Genomic DNA, 21,232 nt, shown 5'->3' with positions numbered 1-21,232 from the left:
TATTAATAGTGTAGCTTGTTGCTTTAAAACAGAAAACAAAAAAACGCAGTGATCTTCATCACTGCGTTTTTATATTTTTTATTGAGGTGTTTTACTGAGCGAAAGTTTTTCCAAAAAAATCACCTTGGTTCCATGTTGGACGCTTATCACCGTTAGCAATTTCTAACCCTATCATCATGTTCACTTCGGCAAAACTTGCCGCGGCATCGTAACGAATAGGTAAGGTTATTTCATCGCTGTGCTGATGATAATGATTTTTAAGAAAATCACCAAATACCGCACCACCATCTATTTCAGGATCTTTAGATTTAAAACCCGTCATTAAAAATACAGATGGAATACCGGCTTTTACAAAGCTGTAATGATCGCTGCGAGTAAATAACGCCTGCTCTGGCATAGGATCGTCACTTAACGATAAATTAATTTTTTCTGCCGCACTCGCAACAATAGGTCCTAAACTTGAGTGTGTAGAACCGAAAGCAATAATATCAGCGAACGGATATAATATTAATGGCATATCTAAATTAACATTAGCGACCATTTTTGATGTAGGTACTGTTGGGTTTGTTGCAAAGTAACTAGATCCTAATAAACCTTTTTCTTCAGCCGTTACCACCACAAACAAAATAGAACGCTTTGGCTTTTCAGGCATAGCTGATAACAAACGCGCAGTTTCTAATAGTATTGCAACGCCTGAGGCGTTATCAAGCGCACCATTATTGATTTTATCTTCTTCATCACCATGACTACTAAGACCGATATGGTCAAGATGGGCACTAAAAACAACATACTCATCTTTTAGACTTGGATCGCTTCCTTCAATAGCTGCAATGATATTAGGGCTAGTGATCTCTTCATGACGACTTTTACTGGCCATTTCAACGGTTGATTTCAATGCAAAACCTTTAATGGCAACATTGTTTGTATCGTCGCTAAGTATATCCGCTAAGGTTCGCTCAGCACCAACAAATAAAGCCGCTGCAGACTCGGCACTGATATAAGCTCCGCCTTTCAACTGGGGATGTTTACCAAAAGGCATTCCGTCTTTATCTAACCAGTTAAGCCGTGGTGCATCGGCATAACTAGCCGTTTTAGTAAAGGTGCGCACTGCATCGCGTTTTGGCGTATGAATCGTGATAAAACCAACAGCACCATTTTTAACAGCATTTTTTAATTTTTCACTACCCGAGCCAATATGAGCGCCTTCTTCTGAAGGTAAATCGTCTGGACGGCCTGTTAAGACTACAACAACTTTTCCTTCAACATTAATATCTTTATAGTCGTTATAACCAAAATCTTCAGAAACAACACCGTAACCAAGGAAAACCGTTTCCGCTGATATAGCTGATTCTGTCGCTACACTGTCACCCGACATAATAAACGCATCTTTAAATTTGAGCGCAACTTCACCATCGCTATTGATTACCGATAACTTAGCACTATTTTCTTCAAGAAACGCTTTACGAAAGGTAACTTGCTGCTCAAAACCGGCTTGCTCACCCATAGGTGTTAAGCCTAATTGCTTGAAGTATGACTTTACGTAATTAGCCGCAATTTGGTAACCATCGCTGCCGGTATCTCTGCCTAACAATGTATCGTCGGCTAAAAATTCTATGTGAGCTCGAATATTGTTTTCATTAACTTGTGGTGCTTTTTTGGCAACAGTTATCGTTGCTTTTTCGCTTTGTCCACACGCAGATAAGAATGCGATAGTTAATAAACTGACGCTGGCTATTAATTTAAATTTCATTGGTTTTTTCATATGATGGCTTAATTTTTTTAAGATCGGTAGATTTATATCGAACGTCACTATAATGATTGTAAAAATAAAACGCTAGTATAGTGACAAAGTTATTGGTTAACGCTAACGACAATTAAACCTGACAGGTCAAAGGGGAAAGTACGGTGACTACCGATAAGGTATAGCGGTATTACTGATATAAACTACTTGAGTAAATATTTTTCAGAATCAGCTGCAGCCATAGGCTTAGCATAATAATAGCCTTGGCCATACCGACACGCCATAGCAGTTAGAAGTTCGGCATCGGCTAAATTTTCAATACCTTCACCGACCGTGCCCATATTCAAATTAGTAGCTAAATCTATAATTGTTTTTATGATTGCTTGATGATTATCATGTTCATGAACGTTGTTAATAAATGAGCGATCAATTTTCAGTACATCAATAGGAAAACGATGTAAGTAACTAAGACTTGAATAACCGGTACCAAAATCATCGAGCAAAATTTTAACACCTAGCATATTTAAAGCATTCATATTTTCTAGCACTAAATCACTATTTTCTAATAAAGCACGCTCAGTTAATTCCACTCTTAGTTGGCTAGGTTTAATGCCCACGCGTTGAATTATTTCTTCAATATCTGCGGGTAGTGTTGCACTAAAAAAGTGATTACCATAGAGGTTACAGCTCACGTATAAATCGTTACGACCACAGATTGCTTGCCACTGCTTTAACTGAAGACAAGATTTTTCCAGAATTAGAAAATCAATCGCCATGACTAAATTAGTTTCTTCCGCTAACGGGATAAAATCATCGGGATAAACAAAACCACGCTTTGTGCTCTGCCAACGCGCGAGTGCTTCAAAACCAACAACGGTTTCAGTTTTTAAATCAACGATAGGTTGAAAGTAAGGTGAAAATTCACTATTGGCGATGCCGTCACGAATATCGGCTTCTAATTCCAGGGCATGTTCCACTTTTTTCTGCATGCTAGAATCAAACACTTCATAACGTCCCTTCCCTTTATCTTTTGCATGATACATGGCGGTATCAGCATCTCTGAGCATAATATCAGCACTGTCATAACGTTCATCATTAAACAATACTCCTATGCTTGTGCCAATAAAAATACTTTGATTTTCAATAGTAAAGGGCGTCGCTAAAAACTCAGTGATACGTTGCGCAATATCATAAGCTTCATGATTAGATTCAAGGTCTTCAATTAAGATAACAAATTCATCTCCACCTAATCGAGCAACAGTGTCTTTGTCTCTAACCAGTACTTTTAACTCTTTGGCTATTTCTTGTAAAAGTAAGTCACCGGCATGGTGGCCTAAGCTATCATTAACGACTTTAAAACGGTCAAGATCTAAAAACAACACAGCAAATTTAAGATCTGCTTTTCGTTTATGACAGGCGATAGCGTGGTTTAATAAATTAATAAATAAAGTACGGTTAGGTAAACCGGTTAGAATATCGTGCGATGCCGTATGTTGTAACTTCTCTTCAGCTTGTTTTCTTTGCTTGATTTCGTCTTCTAATGCCACGGTTCGCAGTTTAACTTGCTGCTCTAGAAGAATATGAGACTGTCGTTCAACTTCTAAGATGTCACGCCTTTGGATAGCTGATGCAACATGCTGAGAAACAAATTTTAATAGTTCGGCATCTTGTTCGGTAAAGGTTGTTGCTAAATTATAACTTTGTAAGACCATTGCTCCCAACACAACACCTGAATGTATTAATGGCACGCCAAGCCAAGATTTAGTTTCTTTTTGTGGCTCTTTTGTCTCACCTTGTTGATACAAGGCATACATTTTTGGGTAATTAAGTAATTGAGTTTCACCGGTACGAATAATATATTCGGTAAAGCCATTCCCTAATGTCCTAGGCTGCGAGTCGGAGGCTGCATTCGTAGAGTTTTGATCTAAATAATAAACAAAAGTTAGTGTTTTTGAATGTTGATCATATTTAGTAATATAAAAGTTTTGTGCGTTAATTAACTGACCAACAATATTATGAACCATCGAATAAAATTCATCAATATGGAGCGTAGCATCATTGGTTAACTCTGATATTTTGAAAAGTGACTCTTGCAATAATTCTGATTTTTCTCGTTCTCTAATTTGCTTCATCAATTCGCGAGTGCGAGAATTTACCGCATTTTGTAAACGCTCATGGTCGTGTAAACGGGTCATGGCGGTAACAATATGCTGAGCGGTAAACTCCATTAGCTCAAGGTCATCTACTTGGTAACGGAGTGCTTCGGAATAACTTTGTACGGCCATAACGCCAATAACAACACCATCATTAAGTAATGGTACACCAAGCCAGTCAGTGCTATCAGAGCCAATACGTTTAATTGAATTATTAGCTTCTAGTTCAGTCACAACTTCAGGGGTCGCCAAGAGTGATTTAGCCGTTTCAATGACATAGCAAGTCATAGAACCGGCAAAGGCTTCAAGGGGTGATTTACCTAGTGGATAATCATCTTTTTCATCGACATCGTAAACGAACTCTAACGTTGAAAGGGTTTGGTCATAAAGGGCGATATAAAAATTTTCAGCTCTCATCACTGATGCAATGGATTCGTGAACTTGACCATAAAACATACTTAAATCTGCACAGTCATGAGATAACTGGTTTAACTTAAAAAGTGCAGTATAACGATCTTCGAGCTTACGATACTTGCCTAGCAAAGAAATGGTTTCCTTTGCTAGCAAGCTATCGCTCTCGTTCAGCTTATCAAGTTCGTTATTTAAAGGGTCTGTCATACATTACAACTTGAGGTGAGAGTAATAGATTTACTCTGTATAATGACGATATTTAAGCAAAATATCCACTAGATGAAATAAAATATTAGTAATGAGCTAACTCATTATTATAAAGGAGCACAAGGCTCCTTTATAATTTATTGTTTAACTATGGCTATATTACTTATGATAAGGCTTACTTAAACGATGTACTGATTCTATAAAGTGGCCCGCATGTTCTGGGTTCACATCAGGATGTATACCATGACCTAAATTAAAGACATGTCCAGTACCACCGTGACCAAAGCCGGCAAGAATTTTGTCAACTTCTTGCTCAATACGAGGTAATGGCGCGTAAAGCATTGAAGGATCCATATTACCTTGTAAAGCAACTTTGTCGCCAATACGGGCTTTAGCATTTTCAATATCTATGGTCCAATCAAGCGCTACGGCATCACAACCCGTTGCCGCAATAGACTCTAACCACATACCGCCATTTTTAGTAAATAAGGTTACCGGTACTTTACGACCGTCATTGTGACGAGTTAACCCATCAACAATTTTTGCCATATACTGTAATGAAAACTCGTTATAATCACGTGGTGATAACACCCCACCCCATGTATCAAAGACCATAACAGATTGCGCGCCAGCAGCAATTTGTGCATTCAAATAAGAAATCACTGAATCTGCTAACTTATCTAATAGCATGTGTAATGTTTTTGGCTCAGCAAACATCATTTTTTTGATTTTGGTAAAGGCTTTTGAACTGCCACCTTCAATCATATAAGTCGCTAATGTCCATGGGCTACCTGAAAAACCAATTAGAGGTACTTCGCCCTTCAATTCTTTACGGATAGTACGTACTGCATTCATTACATATTGTAATTCTACTTCTGGATCGGGTATGCCTATTTTTTCTACATCAGCTTTACAGGTAATAGGACGTTCAAATTTCGGCCCTTCCCCTGTTTCGAAATACAAGCCTAAGCCCATAGCGTCAGGAATAGTTAAAATATCGCTAAATAAAATGGCGGCATCAAGCGGAAAACGACGTAACGGCTGAATGGTAACCTCACATGCGAGATCAGCATCGCGGCATACCGACATAAAATCGCCAGCGTTTTTGCGAACTTCACGGTATTCAGGTAAGTAACGCCCTGCTTGTCTCATCATCCATACTGGTGTGTAATCTACAGGCTGACGCAAAAGCGCGCGTAAGTAAGTATCGTTTTTTAATTCAGTCATGAAGTATCTTCCCATTTTTATATGCGCGCATTCTACCATTAGCAATTTTTTTGGTCTATGTTCTAAATCAATTCGTTGCTGTAATAATTAGACCTATTTATGATATGAAAACAATAAGCGATTAGTAATCAGTCACTTAATTTCAATAAATATAATTAATTGTAACAAAAGTTACTTTATACGAAAAAAGTCGTGGTATAAATGCTCTATTAAAGTTGTTGCGTTCGCTTTTTCGCTTTGTTATAAATTGCCCCGCGTTAAAGAAGTGCACAAATAAAAATAATAATAATAATAAAAGAAATAACTAAAAAGAAGCTAGTATAAACTAGACCTACAGCGAGCAATTCAAGCCTTACACTTTGTAAGGCTTTTTTATTGCCTAAAGAAAAATATCGCGTTAATACGCCTAACGTACATAAGTAATGGGTAAGTCCTGTAAAGAATAAACACGCTTGTATAAATAGCAAAACTCCCTTCAAAACTTATTTTTCAGTTGTGAATTTCTAGCAATTCAACCGATATATTTGCTCCTATTAAGCTGTAAAATGTCGTACAATTACCTTAATTTATTAATAACTTTTAATCATTACGGAAATCCCCCATGAAAAAAATCATCCTTTTATTAACTATTTCAACATTAAGCAGTTCGGCTATGGCACAGGAAACTAGTTGGTTTGATAGCTTAAAAAGCTTTGTTGGAATGGGCGAGGTTGAAGAGCAAAGTGTAAAATTGCCAAGCACTGAAGGTTTAGTTGAACAATTAACAAATACATTAAATGTTAATACTGAACAAGCAGCTGGCGGTATGGGTGCTATTTTTAATTACGTAAAAAATAATGTTTCAACAGAACAGTTTGGTCAGTTAGCTAAATCATTACCGGGTGTCGATGGACTTGTTAGTCAAATGCCTGATATTAGCGAACTTAGCTCTGGCAAAGGCTTAAGCGGTTTACTTGACAAAGCTTCACAATACAGCGACTCATTAAAGTCTATTAATGATATAAAAAAGCAATTTGAAGCATTAGGTTTAAATCCAGAAATGATCAGCAGCTTTGTTTCTAGTGCTCAAAGCTACTTAGACACCCCACAAGGGCAAGATGCAAAACAAGTATTAACGCAAGGTTTAGGCAAGTTACTCGGGTAACTTGATCTATTAGCGACTAATCGCTGCAGCTAATTTCACTGAGTTTACTAAAACAGAACTTCAGTGAAATTAGCAAATATTGATTTTTAACGACTCATTAAAGACTGCAATTAATATATGCTAATTACCGCTTCATATAACGGTTTTCCCTTATTATAATCATCAAAGAGCAAAAATAACGAATACCCTACCGACGGTATTTCGATACCATAATTACTTTCATAGGCATCGTCAGGAAAGGACTTTTGAAGTTGTTCAAATGATCCCCCTTGAATAAAATCCCCCAAAGCCCAAATAGTAGCTTTTGAATTAGCGTTATCGTTTATAAAGACTTCTTCCAACAAATGAATTTCAACAAGTTCAGTAGTGTTTACCTTTAACATTAAATGTTGGTTATAAAGATTGATAGTGATCCCTCTTGGCAATACTATCCGCCCTTTAGCTTCACCAAGCTGCTCTGCAAGGTTATTAACATTTATTTCTTTGTTTGATACTAGGGCTAAATACGCTTGTGTAATTGCCTCGTTTTGAATCACTTGATCATCAAAAGGCAGCATACGACTTTCTTTATAGTTGCTTTGCTCCATAGAGAAGCCACCCAACGTATATTTCTTTTCATTGGTATGAGAATTTTTACTGGCAATAAAATTTAGTGTTAGCACCTTGTCTTGGCTATTTAAGACTAATTGATTCTTTTCATTTAAAGGTTTATCTAACGCTAATGCAGGATAAACGTCCTTTAAAAGTGCTTTTCGACCGACCTTATTGTTGATCTTCCAAGCATTGGCATCAAAAAAATCAAGTAAAGGAATTTTATTCAAAATACTGGCTGATAAATATGGCAAAGTACTTTGTACCTTTACTAATTTATCCAATTGAAAATGCAACCAATGGTGTCTTCCGTAACCTATAATCAACTCATCAGCCAGCAAGGTTAATTGCACATTAGGCTCACCAAATTTTTTGATGACTTGTTGATAGCTATCGCCCAACTTTACGCCATAAAGACCGTTGGCCAAAGATACCTCAGTATTGATAACTTCAGGCCGGCCAACTCTAGAGTCAGCAGAAGTCAATTTGAAGGTCATCATACTTTTTGCTTTAACACCGTCATGATTATAAGCGGTAAATCTTTGATGGATGACATTTGGAGTGCCCATTTCATCGGCTACTTTTTTCTGTTGACACTGCACAATTAGCTTAGCAAAAAAACGTATTTGTTGTTGCCCACCCTTTTCATCTAAAACGTTAATATCTTCTATTTTTTTATCGATGATAATGACACCATTGGCGCCAGCATCTATCGCTTTTTGTTGTAATTGATTTAATAATCTCTTGGTAGTTTTAGCCATTTGCTGCGCTTTAGCCATACCAATAACACTCGTTTCTTTAATGACTTGGTATTCACAATTAGGGTAGTAGTCAAGAATAGGTGGCAGTACGACTTCCTCAACGGCTGAAAAAGCAAACAAGGAAAAGAGTAAAAAACAATTAAAGGTAACTATTTTTAGAAAAATGTGCATTAAGGTAACTCCGCTATAATTCATGAATAACTTATATTTATAATAAAATAGCTTTATCAATTACTAACTTTTTGGTCAGTGCATTGATGGCTGGGTAGCGTAAATAAAAATCATTAATATCAATATCTTCAACCTTTGCTTGTAAAGGTTCAGTAACGTTAACATTGATGTGGCGGTTTATATTTTTACTTCTTCGCTCTGCTTGAAGAGGATAATTTAAAAATAAACCTTGTGGATCAAGGACCTCACTCTCCATAGTTTGCCATGCTTGATACCAACTTGCATGGCGATCACCGGAAGCTAAGTTTGTCGCTAAAGACAGGTTAACCACTAGGTTTTTATAGGACGAGTAATTTGTTCTAGCGCCAATAAAAGTGGCTTGGCTATTACTTTTTGCCGTTTCAGAGTCAAACATAGATAACAGTTCGATGGTGTTATCTGTTAATGATTTATTTAAATCTATCAGTAACTTTGCACTTAGGTGCTTAGCGAGCTTAGGTAGATAATCTCTCTCGCGCTCAATGAGCGTTAGTTGGGCTTTAATTCCACGCTGTAATGCAAACCCTGTTGGTAGTATTGACTCGAGGTCACTGCTGTTTATTCGACTTAGCGCTTTGGTTAATTTGGCTTTACTTTGCGTTAACTGGTTGATCACGCTATTAATCTTTATTAAGTCCCAGTCATCAACAGGTCGATTAAGACATTCCTGATAAATTTCAGGTAGATCTGTTGGCCGACTAGTAAATGATTCGCTAATAAATTGCATTATTTTTATTATCGGCACTAACTTTTTAGCTGCTTGTATTAATACTTTTTTATTTTCGGTACTGGGGAAGTGCTGATGAGAATCATGACTTAACAGATAAGCTAAATAGTAATCGCCCTGAGCAAGGTGAACTTGTGCCGCTATTAATTTATCTTGAGCTTTTTCGGCAAGCGTTAATTCAGCTTGGTATTGTGAGGGTTTTAGTTGAACCAGTTTTTTTAATGCGGTGATTGAGTGAGTGAGGTTGAGTTCTTGCTTAGCTTGCTGATATGCCTGCAAGGCTTCGCTATGTTTCGTTGGACTACACGATACGAGTAAAAAAAGTAATCCTACTATAAAAATTCTTTGATAAATAGCCATTAGATAAATTCCATTTTACATTAACGTTTATGTCTAAACTGAATATAAAGTATCAACTAATCAATAACTAATCAAATATTTGTTCAATATTGAGTTCAAGTTGCTTGTCGCTTTTTGCCGTATTACAAGAGTTGCTCAAAGCGAACAACTTTTCCTTTTGTTGTATGATTTCTGTGGTGATGGTTTGGTTATCTTCGCTTAAGGTCAACAAGCCAATACCACTGCCATTAAATGAAGTTACATCGTTAGCTGAGTCAATGTAATTAGGCCTTCTCACACGGACCTTCATCCGCCTTCTTTTTGTAAACCAGTTAAGCGGTGAATAAGTCGCATACAAATATTTATTTAGCCTTTCTAAGGTATGTAATAAAGCGGCCGGAAATTCATTTTTTAAACCGCTACAGGTGACTTGTAATATTTTTTAGCTGTCACGACGAAAACGGTAAGTCACTTTATAAACAAAAGAATAGTGCACATCACCTGAAAGAATAATAAAATTAGGCGGTGTTTTATTGTGTCTAAAGATATTTAACATCACATTAGCTGTGCCAGAGTGTGCGATCCAGTTTTCAGCATCTACTGCTAAAGGCTTTCCCCAAAAAGTAAAAATACGCTGAATAGTTTCAATCAACTTAACCCCATAAATAGGTGCAGCAGAGACCATGATAATATTAGGCTCATTAATTAACGCTTGCTGTAGGGCTGATAATGACTGCCAGTCCATTAAGCCAGAAGATTTGCCGGCATTACTTTCAGAGTACAATCGCTGGGTGCGTGTATCTAATACAACGATTTTAGGTGAGGTATTTAAACTATAATGCCATTCATCCCATTTGAGTATTTTATCAATAAGTTCACTATGGTTTAAATCCCCAGGCGAACTCAATACCGTTTGGGGTTCTTTAATCAAGCCAGAGAATTTTTCAGGCCTATTGCTCCAAAACTTGGCATCAGCAATATCCTATTAACGCCTTTCCTATAATTTTTTTGAAAACGTAAAATTATGTAAGCCACCGTAAACAATTAACATACAATTTTTAAATATTTTTGGCTTGTAACTCTCGGTAACATCTTTTCATACTCCTTGTGCCCTCATTTTTATATGCACAATAAATTATTGAGAAAACACCATGAAAAGATTATTACTTAGCGCTTTACTATTTGCAGGATGTGCAAGCCATGGGGTTGACCGAGCAGAGCAACACCAAATAATTAAAGAATTTTATGCGACTATTGCGTCGGTTACTCCGGTAACTTTATCTTCAGAGGTCAAAACAGGTATTATTACCGGTGCTGGCATTGGCTTATTAGGCGAACTTGACGGTAACCATAAAGATATGATTGCAGGGACCATCGCTGGGGCATTAGTTTTTGGGTTATTTACCGCTTTATTTGAAGGGAGTAATGATGCTTTTCAGTACCATCTAAATTCCGCCATCCAAGGTGAATTTGATGTCATTCAAAAGCAAAAAATTCCTGAATCAGTAAGTTGTGTAAAAGTGCGAAGTGGTAAAACGGTTACGTTAATGGCAGCCTCACCTGAAAACTGTTCTAACTTATTTAAATAACTTATACTGATTTCACATAGGATTCTAGAGCAAAAATATGCAAAAGTTATTATCTACTTTACTGATACTTTTTTTATTTTCTTGTGGCTCAGTGTCAATGAGCAATGGTCGACAAAAAATTATAATTAATGGTCAATCAACTCCTTGCGATATTCACCGCAAAGAGATCGACTCCAATTGTAAAACAGAGCATAACAGCCAAACGCCACAAGCAAAAATTAAAGCTGATACCCCCAGCGCGGAATAATCGCTTGTTCAATACCTAAATGATCCAACATTCTGCCCACCATAAAATCAATTAAATCATTAATCGACTTGGGGTGATGATAAAAGCCAGGTGCCGCTGGCATGACAGTAACGCCCATTTGTGAAAGGGTCAGCATATTCTGTAAGTGTATGGTAGAAAAAGGTGATTCTCGTACCACTAAAATCAACTGGCCTCTTTCTTTAATAACAACATCGGCGGCACGCTCAATCAAGTTGTCACTCATACCTAAGGTAATAGCGGCTAATGTGCCGGTTGAACAAGGACAGACAATCATTTTTTTAGGGGCTGCAGAACCTGAAGCCACGGGGGAGAACCATTGTTCTTTGCCAAAGACTGTGATTTGTGAAGGTTTTGCTTTAAATTTTTCACTGAGAAATTGAGTGGCACCGTCAGGGGAGCCCGGTATTTTAACGCCAACTTCTGTGTCAAGAACAACCCGTGCTGCGCTTGAACATAAAACATAAATTTGTACATTCGCCGCCACTAAACATTCGATTAATCTTAATGCATAGGGAGCACCAGATGCGCCAGTAATTGCGACAGTAATTTTTTCTCTAAACTCGTTCATAACTATCCTTTATTTGCTAATTGATCTAATATTTTTTGGTGAATGTTGCCAAATCCACCATTACTCATTACGACGATAGTATCGTCTGCTTGTGAGTTGTTAACGATATGACTCACTAAAACATCGATATCTGTTTCAACAAAACACGGCTGTCGGCATTCTTTAATCAGTGTATTTACCGACCATTGCACTTGCTCATCTTGAAATAAATAGACAACGTCTGCTTGTGCTAATGATGCTGGGAGAGTGTCTTTATGAACACCTGATTTCATGGTGTTAGATCTTGGTTCTAATACCGCGATTACGCGACATAATTGATCGCCTTCACCGTTAGCACTTACATTCGCTCGAACACCAGCTAACGTTTTAGCAATAGCGGTGGGATGATGGGCAAAATCATCAAATACACGCACCTTCCCTACTTCACCGCGCAGCTCTAAACGCCTTTTGGGATTAATAAACTCAGCGAGTGCATCAATAGCAACATGGCTAGGAACGCCGGCATGTCGAGCAGCGGCAATAGCCATTAAACCATTATCGATATTAAAATCACCAATTAAATTCCATTTTACGGTGCCTTGTATTTCATCCTTAAAATAGACAATAAACTCACTACCATCGCCAATAAGTTTTTCCGCATACCAGCCGGCTTTACTAAATTTATTGTCAACACTAAATTCGGTGGATGTCCAACAACCTTGCGTTAAAGTTTCAGTGATGGCTGATTCATTTTTAGGTGACAACACTAGTCCGTTACTTGGCACCATGCGAATGAGATGATGAAATTGGCGTTGTATATCAGACAAGTCATTAAAAATATCAGCGTGATCAAACTCCATGTTATTAATCACTAAGGTACGCGGACGATAATGAACAAACTTAGAGCGCTTATCAAAAAAGGCGGTATCGTATTCATCGGCTTCAATGATAAAAAAGGGGGCGTCACCTAAACGTGCCGAACAATCGAAATTTTGTGGTACACCACCAATTAAGAAGCCTGGTTTCATATGGGCATACTCTAGAATCCACGCAACCATAGAGCTGGTGGTAGTTTTACCATGAGTACCCGAAATAGCGATGACCCAACGGTCTTTTAAAACATTATCTAATAACCACTGCGGGCCAGACGTGTAGGCGATATTTCTATCAAGTACGTATTCAACCATAACATTGCCGCGTGACATGGCGTTGCCAACAATCACTAAATCAGGCTCATCTTTTAAATGTTCTGTTAAGTAGCCTTGTTTTAATTCAATACCTAATTGTTCAAGTTGTGTGCTCATTGGCGGATAAACGTTAGCATCGCAACCTGAAACACGATGACCCAGCTGTTTTGCAATAGCGGCAATACCGCCCATAAATGTGCCGCAAATACCTAAAATGTGAATATGCATGTTATGTCCGTTAAAGCTTGGTTACCTTGGCATTGTTGTGGCAACCAGTAATAAAAATAAGATCAAAATAATCTCTGATAATATACCTGATAAGAAAGTAAAAAGGCATTGCAATGACTTGTTAATTTAGTAAGTATGCATAGCTATACTAAATTAAAGGATGCGACGTGCGATCACCTTCACTACAATCACTCCATATTTACCCGATTAAATCGGCTGCTGGTATCTCATTATCGACTAGTTGGGTTGATGACTTGGGCTTGAGCCTTGACCGCCGTTTTGTTATAACAGATAAAAATGGCCAATTTATAACCGCTCGCACTGAACCAACACTTTGCCTTATTAAGGTTAATTTATCTGTACAGGGCTTAATATTAACCGCTCCAGATATGCCAGCGCTACATGTACTTTATCAAGAATTGTCACCCACCTATAAAAAAGTAACGGTATGGCAAGATGATATACAAGCACAGTATGGCCATGAAAACTTTGACTTATGGTTCAGCCAATTCCTAAAAAAACCTTGCCAGCTTCTTTATTTTGGTCACAAATCACAGCGTTTAGTTAGCAAAAGCCATAAAAAAATCGCTTTTGCTGACGGTTATCCACTATTACTTACCTCTCAGGCCTCACTCGATGATTTAAATAACCGGCTAATTCAACAATCAATCCCTGCGATTACCATGAAACAATTTAGACCTAATATTGTGGCTAACCTCTGCGATGCCTACGCCGAAGACACTTGGCAGCATATTCGTATTGGCGAGGTTGAATTTGAAGTAACCAAGCCTTGTTCTCGTTGCATTTTCACTACAGTGAACCCTAACAATGCCGAAAATCATCCACAGCAAGAACCGCTAACAACCTTAATAAACTACCGACAAGTGGCTAGTGGAGATGTGATGTTTGGGCAAAATTTAATTGCACTTAATCAAGGGAGTATTCAGCAAGGTGATGAAATTGTTATTTTAAAGAAGCAAAATCCACCTATATTTATACCCAAGCCAACAAAAAAAGCAGCTAACAAAAAAACGCCTACACAAGCCAGTGTTAACAAGGAGCCAAAAAAAATGCGTAAAGGAAAAGTTAATTTAAACTTTGAGTCATGGAACAAAAACGTTATTGGTAACACAAAAGACTCTATTTTAGAACAAGGTGAGTCAGCAGGAATGCTACTACCCTATTCATGTCGTGGTGGCATGTGTGGTCGTTGTAAAATAAAACTAATAGATGGTGATGTTAGACAATTAGCTAACGACGGTTTAAGTGACGACGAGAAAGAGCAAGGCTTTGTTTTAGCTTGTAGCTCAGTGCCACAATCAGACTTAGTGCTAGCAAAAAAATAATAAGCAACGGCTCTTATTAAAAAGAATAATACCCGATAAACCTTCGATACATATACCCTAACGTGATTAAAGTGAGCTGCAGTCGATACCGTTCACTTTTTAACGGCTCGCCTTTTTTTTATAACTAACCGTGTATGAACAAGCTTTAATAAGCGGATATGCTTTACTTTAGCGCTGAGATAATTCAATCCTCTTTACTATATTTTATCTGCTATATATCTAGCATTTTATCATTCTACTTTTAATCCCCTCTAGCAGTATCACGCTGATGTTTGATGTAAATCAACAATAAAACAGCTGCACCATTAGACAAATGACAACTTGATTTAAATCAAACTTTGCATTTTAGCAAAGTGACAAAATAAGCCCATTAATGAGTTCTCAAGAAATAAAAACTTAACCACATTAAATAACTTCACTGTGTGTGACCTCCTCATTGGCTCGCAATAACGTGTATCGAGCCGCAAGAAACATACATAAAAACAGATAGGATATACATGATGAAATTTACTAAAAAAAAATTATCACTGCCTTTAATTGCCAGCTCTATTATTTCTGCGCCTTTTGCAATGGCAGACGATGCGCCAATCAATTCAGGTATTAAAAAAGCACTTACAGACAGTAAAGTAAAGCTGAGTTTATGCGCCCACTATGAAGGTGTTGATGAAGACGGCGCAAGTGGCGCCACAGATAAAGATGCAACAGCGTTAACAGTAAAGTCTCGCCTGACCCTACAAACAGGTGATTATAAAAGCTGGTCGCTAGGCCTTGAGGTTGATAATGTAACCGCCATTGTTGATGATTATAATGACTTAACCTTTGATTACTCTGGCAGTGATGCTGTTGTTGCTGACCCTGAAATAACCGACGTTAACCAGGCTTTTTTACAATACCGTAGCGGAAAAGTAAAATTAACAGCAGGTCGCCAACGTATTTTACATAATAACCAGCGTTTTATTGGTGGTGTTGGCTGGCGTCAAAATGAACAAACCTATGACGGTTACCGAATTGAATATACCGCAAGCGCTGCACTTTCCCTGGATTACAGCTACATCTATAACGCAAACCGCATTTTTGGCGATGACAAAAAAGGTGACGATCTTTCAGGTGCGTTTCATTTTGCGAATGCTACCTACAAAATAAATACGGACACAAAATATCAGCATTTGCTTATGTATTAGACTTTGATAGAGCACATGCAATGTCTTCAAGTACCGTCGGCGCACTTTACAAGGATAAATTTGGCGCGGTAAGTGTTAACTTAAGTGAGCGATACAAAGCGACGCCGGTGATAACGCCGTAAATTACAATGCTGAGATAGCGACTGACTTAGGTCAAGTTACATTACTAGCAGGCATTGAGGTTTTAGGCAGTGATAACGCTAAAGCCGCATTTAGCACACCTTTTGCGACCTTACATAAATTCCAAGGCTTTTCAGATAAATTCTTAAATACTGGTGGCAGTACTGGCATGCCAAATGGTGTTGAAGATACATACATTTGCGTTAAAACAAAATTGGCCGGAGTTAAGTTAGCGGCAACATTCCATGACCTATCGTCAAATGAAGGCAATATAGATTATGGTACAGAATTAGATCTTGTCGCTGCCTATACCTTTAAAAAGGATTACGACTTACTGGTAAAGTTTGCCCATTACAGTGCTGATGAATTGAGTAGGGATACCAGCAAACTATGGATACAAGTTGCAACTAAGTTCTAGAAACTTACGCTTGAACATCATATTAATTAAAGGCTGTTACATAAGTATCAGCCTTTTTTATCTGGGGTGCCTGTTATGTTATTAAAAAACCAACAAAAACAACAGTAAAGCAGCAAAGTAAAAATATATAATGAATTGTCAATGACGAGCGATTAGAATAGCCGCGTTTATTATCTTCCTACCCGAGGGACTATTTTGTTATTAATGCTCGACAATTACGACTCTTTTACTTTTAATTTAGTACACTACTTCCAAGCATTAGGGCAAGAGGTCGTCGTTGCGCGAAATGACCAAATAACTTTAGCTGAAATTAGGGTATTATCACCCCAGCATATTGTTATTTCTCCAGGTCCATGTTCTCCAAATGAAGCGGGATTATCATTAGAGATAGTTAAACACTTTGCTGGTAAAGTGCCAATTTTAGGGGTTTGCTTAGGTCATCAGTGTATTGCTCAACACTTTGGTGCAAGTATTGAAAAAGCACTTGTCGTGATGCATGGGAAAACAAGCAGAATAAAACATAACGAAAGTGGCTTATTCCATCAGTTAAATAACCCTTTAACTGTGACTCGCTATCATTCATTAATTGTTAATAAAGACACTTTGCCTGATTGCCTTGAAGTAACGGCTTGGAGCAAAGATGAACAGGGTAAAAACAATGAAATTATGGCCTTAGCCCATAAAAAATTGCCTATTGTAGGTGTACAGTTTCATCCTGAATCGATTTTAACTGAACAAGGCATGATGTTGCTGAAGAACTTTATTACTCACTGCAGATAAAACAAGAAAATTAGCGTCAGGCGATCACCCTCACTTGTTATCATTCATACTTTTGTGTAGGTCGCCGATAAAGACTATTCAAGTTCAACTTTATTGGAAAACACCCTATTAGCTCATGCAGATATTTGAAAACAACGACTTAGTCGCGCCAATTTATAAAAGAGCGATGAGCTTAATGATCAGTAAAGGCTTTGCTGAAAAACAAAGTGGAAAAGTGTCTGTTGCTGTCCATCAAAACAGCGAACAAGCTAATCGCCGCAGAGAATTACTTGCGGTTGAAGAAGAAGCAAATAAAAATAAAATCATTCAGGCCCACGGAGAAAGTTTTTTTACTGAGCAAGTCATGGCTAAATTTTTTACCCATGTGACCACTGAAGTAAACAAAAAATTTGATAACAAAGAAAATCTCTACAATAAAATATTAAAAATTGAAGATGCCATTCCCAGTATTATGGAGATATTGTCAGTGCGCGCCGCTTCGATTAATCGTATTATTCCTTTAGCTAAATCATTGCCTTGGTTAGCCAATGAGCTAATTAATCTGGTTAATAAACCACAGTATCGTAAACGGGCCGATGTCCAAGTTACTGACGCAAGTTTAGCATTAAGTTATATCGGCTTAGACAATTTAAAGTTAGTCATGCCAACCTTTATGCTCAAACATTGGTTACCTAATAGCACGGCTCCTTACACGTTAATGAAAAGAAAACTTTGGAATGACAGTTTGGCTGTTGCCATGTCTTCCTCAGTATTGGCTAAAAAAGCAGGTATGGATGAATTTTCGGCTTTTGCTGCTGGCATGTTTAGTCACCTAGGACTAATCGCTGTTTCTCGCTGCTTTTTAACCACTTACAGTGAGTTACATACCGCAGAATTAAAAGCTGCTTACGAGAATAAAGATAAAAAACTTCATGATACATTAGTTGCCTTTGACGCTTCACCAGACTTATTAATCGAACAGCTAATAACACGCAGTAGCAAGATATCAGCAGATTTAGTGGAGTTGATGCGTCTAGACCGCTTGCAAATTACCGAAGCTATATTTGATCTTGCCTACACAGAAACATTAGAAAAAATGTGCCCACTAGCGCAAATAGTCACCAAAGCAAAAGCGTATGTTGCTTTTAGAAGCTTAGCTAAAGATGATTTAATCAGTAATGATGAAGCTAAGTTACTGTTAACAACAGTACGAATCACGCCACAAGAGATCAATTTATTAAAGAAAAGCGACATTGATCACATAAAATTAAATTTTAAATAATTTTTGATTAATTATGAAAAGTTTACCTATTGTTAATAACCCACTGTGTTCGTTACCTCACGAGCAATTCCGTTAGTAAGCCTATAAAACTCTCTTTATATAGTTATGCATCTATACTGAATAAAACATGGCAAGCCTTTGTTTTATAAGGTCTGCAGTCATTTTGAGCAAGACAGTACTTGTTTTCTCTGTCATACTTAGCGCCTAATTTTTAGCTTCATCATTTTTATGTCTGCTGAAAAATAAACTAATATAAGGTTTTTACCTGCTGAGCTATTTTGCGGTAATGCCAAGATACACTGCACAGCAGTGTTTAATAACTTGAGGTGTGAACAATGACTAACCATTTTCCTGTAGACCGTAAATTATTTGATGACGTAATGGTACCTAACTATGCGCCGTCAACGGTAATCCCTGTACGTGGTAAAGGCTCTCGTGTTTGGGATCAACAAGACCGTGAATTTATTGATTTTGCTGGCGGTATTGCTGTTAACTGTTTAGGCCATTGTCACCCAGCATTGGTTGGCGCATTAAAAGACCAAGCTGATAAAATTTGGCACTTATCTAACGTAATGACGAATGAACCCGCTTTACGTTTAGCTAAAAAAATGGTTGATCATACTTTTGCAGATAAAGTTTACTTTGCCAACTCGGGCGCTGAAGCAAATGAAGCAGCCCTTAAGTTAGCTCGTCGCTGGGCACTTGACGTTCATGGCGCAGGCAAAACACAAATTATTGCATTTAATCAAGGTTTTCATGGCCGTACTTTCTTTACCGTTACTGTCGGTGGACAAAAAGCTTATTCAGATGGTTTTGGCCCTAAGCCTGGTGATATAGATCACGTTGATTACAACGATCTAGAAGCACTAAAAGCAATTATGTCTGATAAAACTTGTGCCATAATGATTGAACCATTACAAGGTGAAGGTGGTTTAGTTTCTCCGACACAAGAGTTCATTGAAGGTGTTCGTGAACTTTGTGATCAACATAACGCTTTACTAATCTTTGATGAAGTGCAGACAGGTGTTGGCCGTACTGGCGATTTATATGCTTATATGGGTGTAAATGTTGTACCAGATATTTTAACAACCGCAAAAGCATTAGGTGGTGGTTTTCCAATCGGCGCGATGATAACAACAACCGAACTTGCTAAACACCTTAAAATAGGTACTCACGGCAGTACTTATGGTGGTAACCCATTAGCCTGTGCTGTAGCTGAAGCTGCATTTGATACGGTTAATACGCCAGAAATTCTAAATGGTGTAAAAGAAAAAGCAAAACGCTACGTTGCAGGTTTAAACGCAATTAACGCTAAGCACAAAGTATTTAAAGAAATTCGTGGTAAAGGCTTGTTAATTGGTGCGGTACTAACCGAGCAGTATCATGGCAAAGCAAAAGACTTTTTAAACGCAGCTTTAGAAGAAGGTGTTATGACCTTAGTTGCTGGCGCAAACATTATTCGTTTTGCTCCTTCATTAGTTATTCCAGATGCTGATATTGATGAAGGCTTAGCGCGTTTTGAAAAAGCTGTTGCTAAACTAGCAAAATAGTCATTGTTAAATTACCTTAATAAAACAATTATACCGTTGAAATTGTAGTTATTTTTCTAAAATGACTGCAATTTCATTTTTCTTTGTAAAAAATGAGATCTTTCTATGATTATTATACGCCCTATTCAAGCGAGCGATTATGACTCTTTACATCGTATTGCGATAGAATCAGGACACGGTTTTACATCACTACCTGTCAATGAAGGCTTATTAAAGCAACGTATCGCCCATTCTGAGTATTCTTTCGATAAAGATGTGTCGCACCCGTCTAACGAAGGTTATCTGTTTGTAATGGAAGATACTGATACAGGCCAGGTTGTTGGTACAAGTGGAATTGAAGCCGCTGTAGGTTTAGAAGATGCTTTTTACCATTATCATTTAGGTAAAGTCGTCCATAACTCTCGTGAGTTAGGCATTTATAATACCGTAGAAACATTGTCACTGTGTAATGACTACACGGGTGCATCTGAAATTTGTACTTTGTTTTTGGGTGAGAGTCACCGAAAAAATAAAAATGGCCGTTTTCTGTCTCGTTGTCGCTTTTTGTTTATGGCTGAACATCAGGAGCGCTTTGCAGACAGAGTTATCGCTGAGATGCGAGGTATATCTGATGAAGAAGGACGCTCTCCTTTTTGGAATTGGTTAGAAGAGCATTTCTTTTCGATGGACTTTCCAACAGCCGATTACTTAACCGGTATTGGTAAAAAAGTCTTTATCGCTGAGTTAATGCCAAAGCATCCTATCTATGTCAGTTTATTAAGCAAAGATGCACAAAAAGTGATTAACGAAGTTCATCCTAAGACATTACCTGCCTTGCGATTATTAGAAGCCGAAGGTTTTGCCCGCCGCGGATACGTTGACATCTTTGATGGCGGCCCCACGGTTGAAGCACAAACAGCCAAAGTTAAAACAATCCGAAATAGTGGCAAGTATCAAGTCATTATTGGTGAGACAGATGATAAAGCTAATTTTATTATTTGTAACACAAAAGTTGCAGGTTTTAGAGCGGTTCAAGCGAAGGTATCGCTAAGAGCAACTGCTGAACAGGTGTTAATGTCAGACGATATCGCTAAAGCACTGCATGTAAATGAAGGTGATTTTGTACGCTTAGTTCGCAATTAAAGTAAACCTTGATTCTCTAAGCAATCATTTTATTTCACTGAGCAGCGCGCAGTGAAATAATAATTAGTTCATTAGGTGATTTATTCATATCACCTGGTAACGTCGCAAAGTATAAGGACAGAAA

The 21,232-nt window shown here is 37.7% G+C and carries 19 protein-coding genes; 10 read left to right on the top strand and 9 right to left on the bottom strand.

Annotated elements, in window-relative coordinates; genetic code table 11:
• Positions 1-91: 91 nt before the first annotated feature.
• The 3 genes from H4J66_RS00455 to hemE form a co-directional block, all read right to left on the bottom strand.
• Entirely contained in the window at positions 92-1,750 is a 1,659-nt protein-coding gene (locus H4J66_RS00455) for a M28 family peptidase (RefSeq protein WP_182169209.1), read from the bottom strand.
• 194 nt (positions 1,751-1,944) lie between these two features.
• Entirely contained in the window at positions 1,945-4,512 is a 2,568-nt protein-coding gene (locus tag H4J66_RS00450; protein WP_182169208.1) for an EAL domain-containing protein, read from the bottom strand.
• A gap of 159 nt (positions 4,513-4,671) precedes the next feature.
• Entirely contained in the window at positions 4,672-5,739 is a 1,068-nt protein-coding gene (gene hemE / locus H4J66_RS00445) for a uroporphyrinogen decarboxylase (protein ID WP_182169207.1), read from the bottom strand.
• A gap of 601 nt (positions 5,740-6,340) precedes the next feature.
• Between hemE and H4J66_RS00440 the strand changes: the two genes are divergently transcribed.
• Positions 6,341-6,883 (top strand): DUF2780 domain-containing protein, encoded by a 543-nt coding sequence (locus H4J66_RS00440; protein WP_182169206.1) that lies wholly within the window; start codon positions 6,341-6,343, stop codon positions 6,881-6,883.
• Between the two features lie 110 nt (positions 6,884-6,993).
• Here H4J66_RS00440 and H4J66_RS00435 read toward each other — a convergent pair whose 3' ends face one another.
• The 4 genes from H4J66_RS00435 to H4J66_RS20565 form a co-directional block, all read right to left on the bottom strand.
• Positions 6,994-8,406 carry a hypothetical protein gene (locus tag H4J66_RS00435; protein ID WP_182169205.1) on the bottom strand — a complete coding sequence of 471 codons (1,413 nt, stop codon included), beginning with the start codon at positions 8,404-8,406 and terminating at the stop codon, positions 6,994-6,996.
• Positions 8,407-8,443: 37 nt separating this feature from the next.
• The gene (locus H4J66_RS00430) at positions 8,444-9,532 is read right to left on the bottom strand and encodes a hypothetical protein (protein ID WP_182169204.1); all 1,089 of its coding nucleotides are present in this window, start codon (positions 9,530-9,532) and stop codon (positions 8,444-8,446) included.
• Positions 9,533-9,599: 67 nt separating this feature from the next.
• Positions 9,600-9,821, bottom strand: coding sequence for a hypothetical protein (locus tag H4J66_RS20570; RefSeq protein WP_182169203.1), 222 nt, complete (start codon positions 9,819-9,821; stop codon positions 9,600-9,602).
• A 132-nt stretch (positions 9,822-9,953) separates the two neighbouring features.
• On the bottom strand, positions 9,954-10,442 hold the full coding sequence (locus H4J66_RS20565) for a hypothetical protein (protein ID WP_182169202.1): 489 nt from the start codon (positions 10,440-10,442) through the stop codon (positions 9,954-9,956).
• A gap of 220 nt (positions 10,443-10,662) precedes the next feature.
• On the opposite strand from H4J66_RS20565, the gene H4J66_RS00415 reads away from it, so the two are divergent.
• Together H4J66_RS00415 and H4J66_RS00410 are read left to right on the top strand one after the other, a co-directional pair.
• Positions 10,663-11,100 carry a hypothetical protein gene (locus H4J66_RS00415; protein WP_182169200.1) on the top strand — a complete coding sequence of 146 codons (438 nt, stop codon included), beginning with the start codon at positions 10,663-10,665 and terminating at the stop codon, positions 11,098-11,100.
• A gap of 37 nt (positions 11,101-11,137) precedes the next feature.
• Entirely contained in the window at positions 11,138-11,347 is a 210-nt protein-coding gene (locus H4J66_RS00410; RefSeq protein ID WP_182169198.1) for a hypothetical protein, read from the top strand.
• On the opposite strand, the gene H4J66_RS00405 is transcribed toward H4J66_RS00410, so the two are convergent.
• A complete protein-coding gene (locus tag H4J66_RS00405; RefSeq protein ID WP_070375706.1) occupies positions 11,319-11,936 on the bottom strand; it encodes a flavin prenyltransferase UbiX in 618 nt (205 codons plus the stop codon). The genes H4J66_RS00410 and H4J66_RS00405 overlap by 29 nt on opposite strands.
• 2 nt (positions 11,937-11,938) lie before the next feature.
• Positions 11,939-13,330 (bottom strand): UDP-N-acetylmuramate:L-alanyl-gamma-D-glutamyl-meso-diaminopimelate ligase, encoded by a 1,392-nt coding sequence (gene mpl / locus H4J66_RS00400; protein ID WP_182169196.1) that lies wholly within the window; start codon positions 13,328-13,330, stop codon positions 11,939-11,941.
• A gap of 167 nt (positions 13,331-13,497) precedes the next feature.
• On the opposite strand from mpl, the gene H4J66_RS20560 reads away from it, so the two are divergent.
• The 7 genes from H4J66_RS20560 (at position 13,498) to astA (ending at position 21,108) form a co-directional block, all read left to right on the top strand.
• Positions 13,498-14,676 (top strand): MOSC N-terminal beta barrel domain-containing protein, encoded by a 1,179-nt coding sequence (locus H4J66_RS20560; protein WP_182169194.1) that lies wholly within the window; start codon positions 13,498-13,500, stop codon positions 14,674-14,676.
• Positions 14,677-15,173: 497 nt separating this feature from the next.
• Complete coding sequence (locus H4J66_RS20030; RefSeq protein WP_259369022.1) at positions 15,174-15,857, top strand: alginate export family protein; 684 nt, start codon at positions 15,174-15,176, stop codon at positions 15,855-15,857.
• A 289-nt stretch (positions 15,858-16,146) separates the two neighbouring features.
• A complete protein-coding gene (locus tag H4J66_RS20025) occupies positions 16,147-16,395 on the top strand; it encodes a hypothetical protein (protein ID WP_259369021.1) in 249 nt (82 codons plus the stop codon).
• A 195-nt stretch (positions 16,396-16,590) separates the two neighbouring features.
• The gene (locus H4J66_RS00385) at positions 16,591-17,175 is read left to right on the top strand and encodes an aminodeoxychorismate/anthranilate synthase component II (RefSeq protein ID WP_182169192.1); all 585 of its coding nucleotides are present in this window, start codon (positions 16,591-16,593) and stop codon (positions 17,173-17,175) included.
• A 115-nt stretch (positions 17,176-17,290) separates the two neighbouring features.
• Positions 17,291-18,436, top strand: a complete 1,146-nt coding sequence (locus H4J66_RS00380; RefSeq protein ID WP_182169190.1) for an HDOD domain-containing protein — start codon at positions 17,291-17,293, stop codon at positions 18,434-18,436.
• 335 nt (positions 18,437-18,771) lie between these two features.
• Positions 18,772-19,986: an aspartate aminotransferase family protein gene (locus H4J66_RS00375; protein ID WP_182169188.1), complete on the top strand. Its 1,215-nt coding sequence runs from the start codon at positions 18,772-18,774 to the stop codon at positions 19,984-19,986.
• Positions 19,987-20,091: 105 nt separating this feature from the next.
• Positions 20,092-21,108: an arginine N-succinyltransferase gene (astA, locus tag H4J66_RS00370; RefSeq protein ID WP_182169186.1), complete on the top strand. Its 1,017-nt coding sequence runs from the start codon at positions 20,092-20,094 to the stop codon at positions 21,106-21,108.
• Positions 21,109-21,232 lie beyond the last annotated feature (124 nt).

It is taken from the genome of Colwellia sp. MB3u-55 (assembly GCF_014076785.1).
Taxonomy (GTDB): domain Bacteria; phylum Pseudomonadota; class Gammaproteobacteria; order Enterobacterales; family Alteromonadaceae; genus Colwellia_A.
This window is presented reverse-complemented; position numbering and strand designations above follow the sequence as displayed.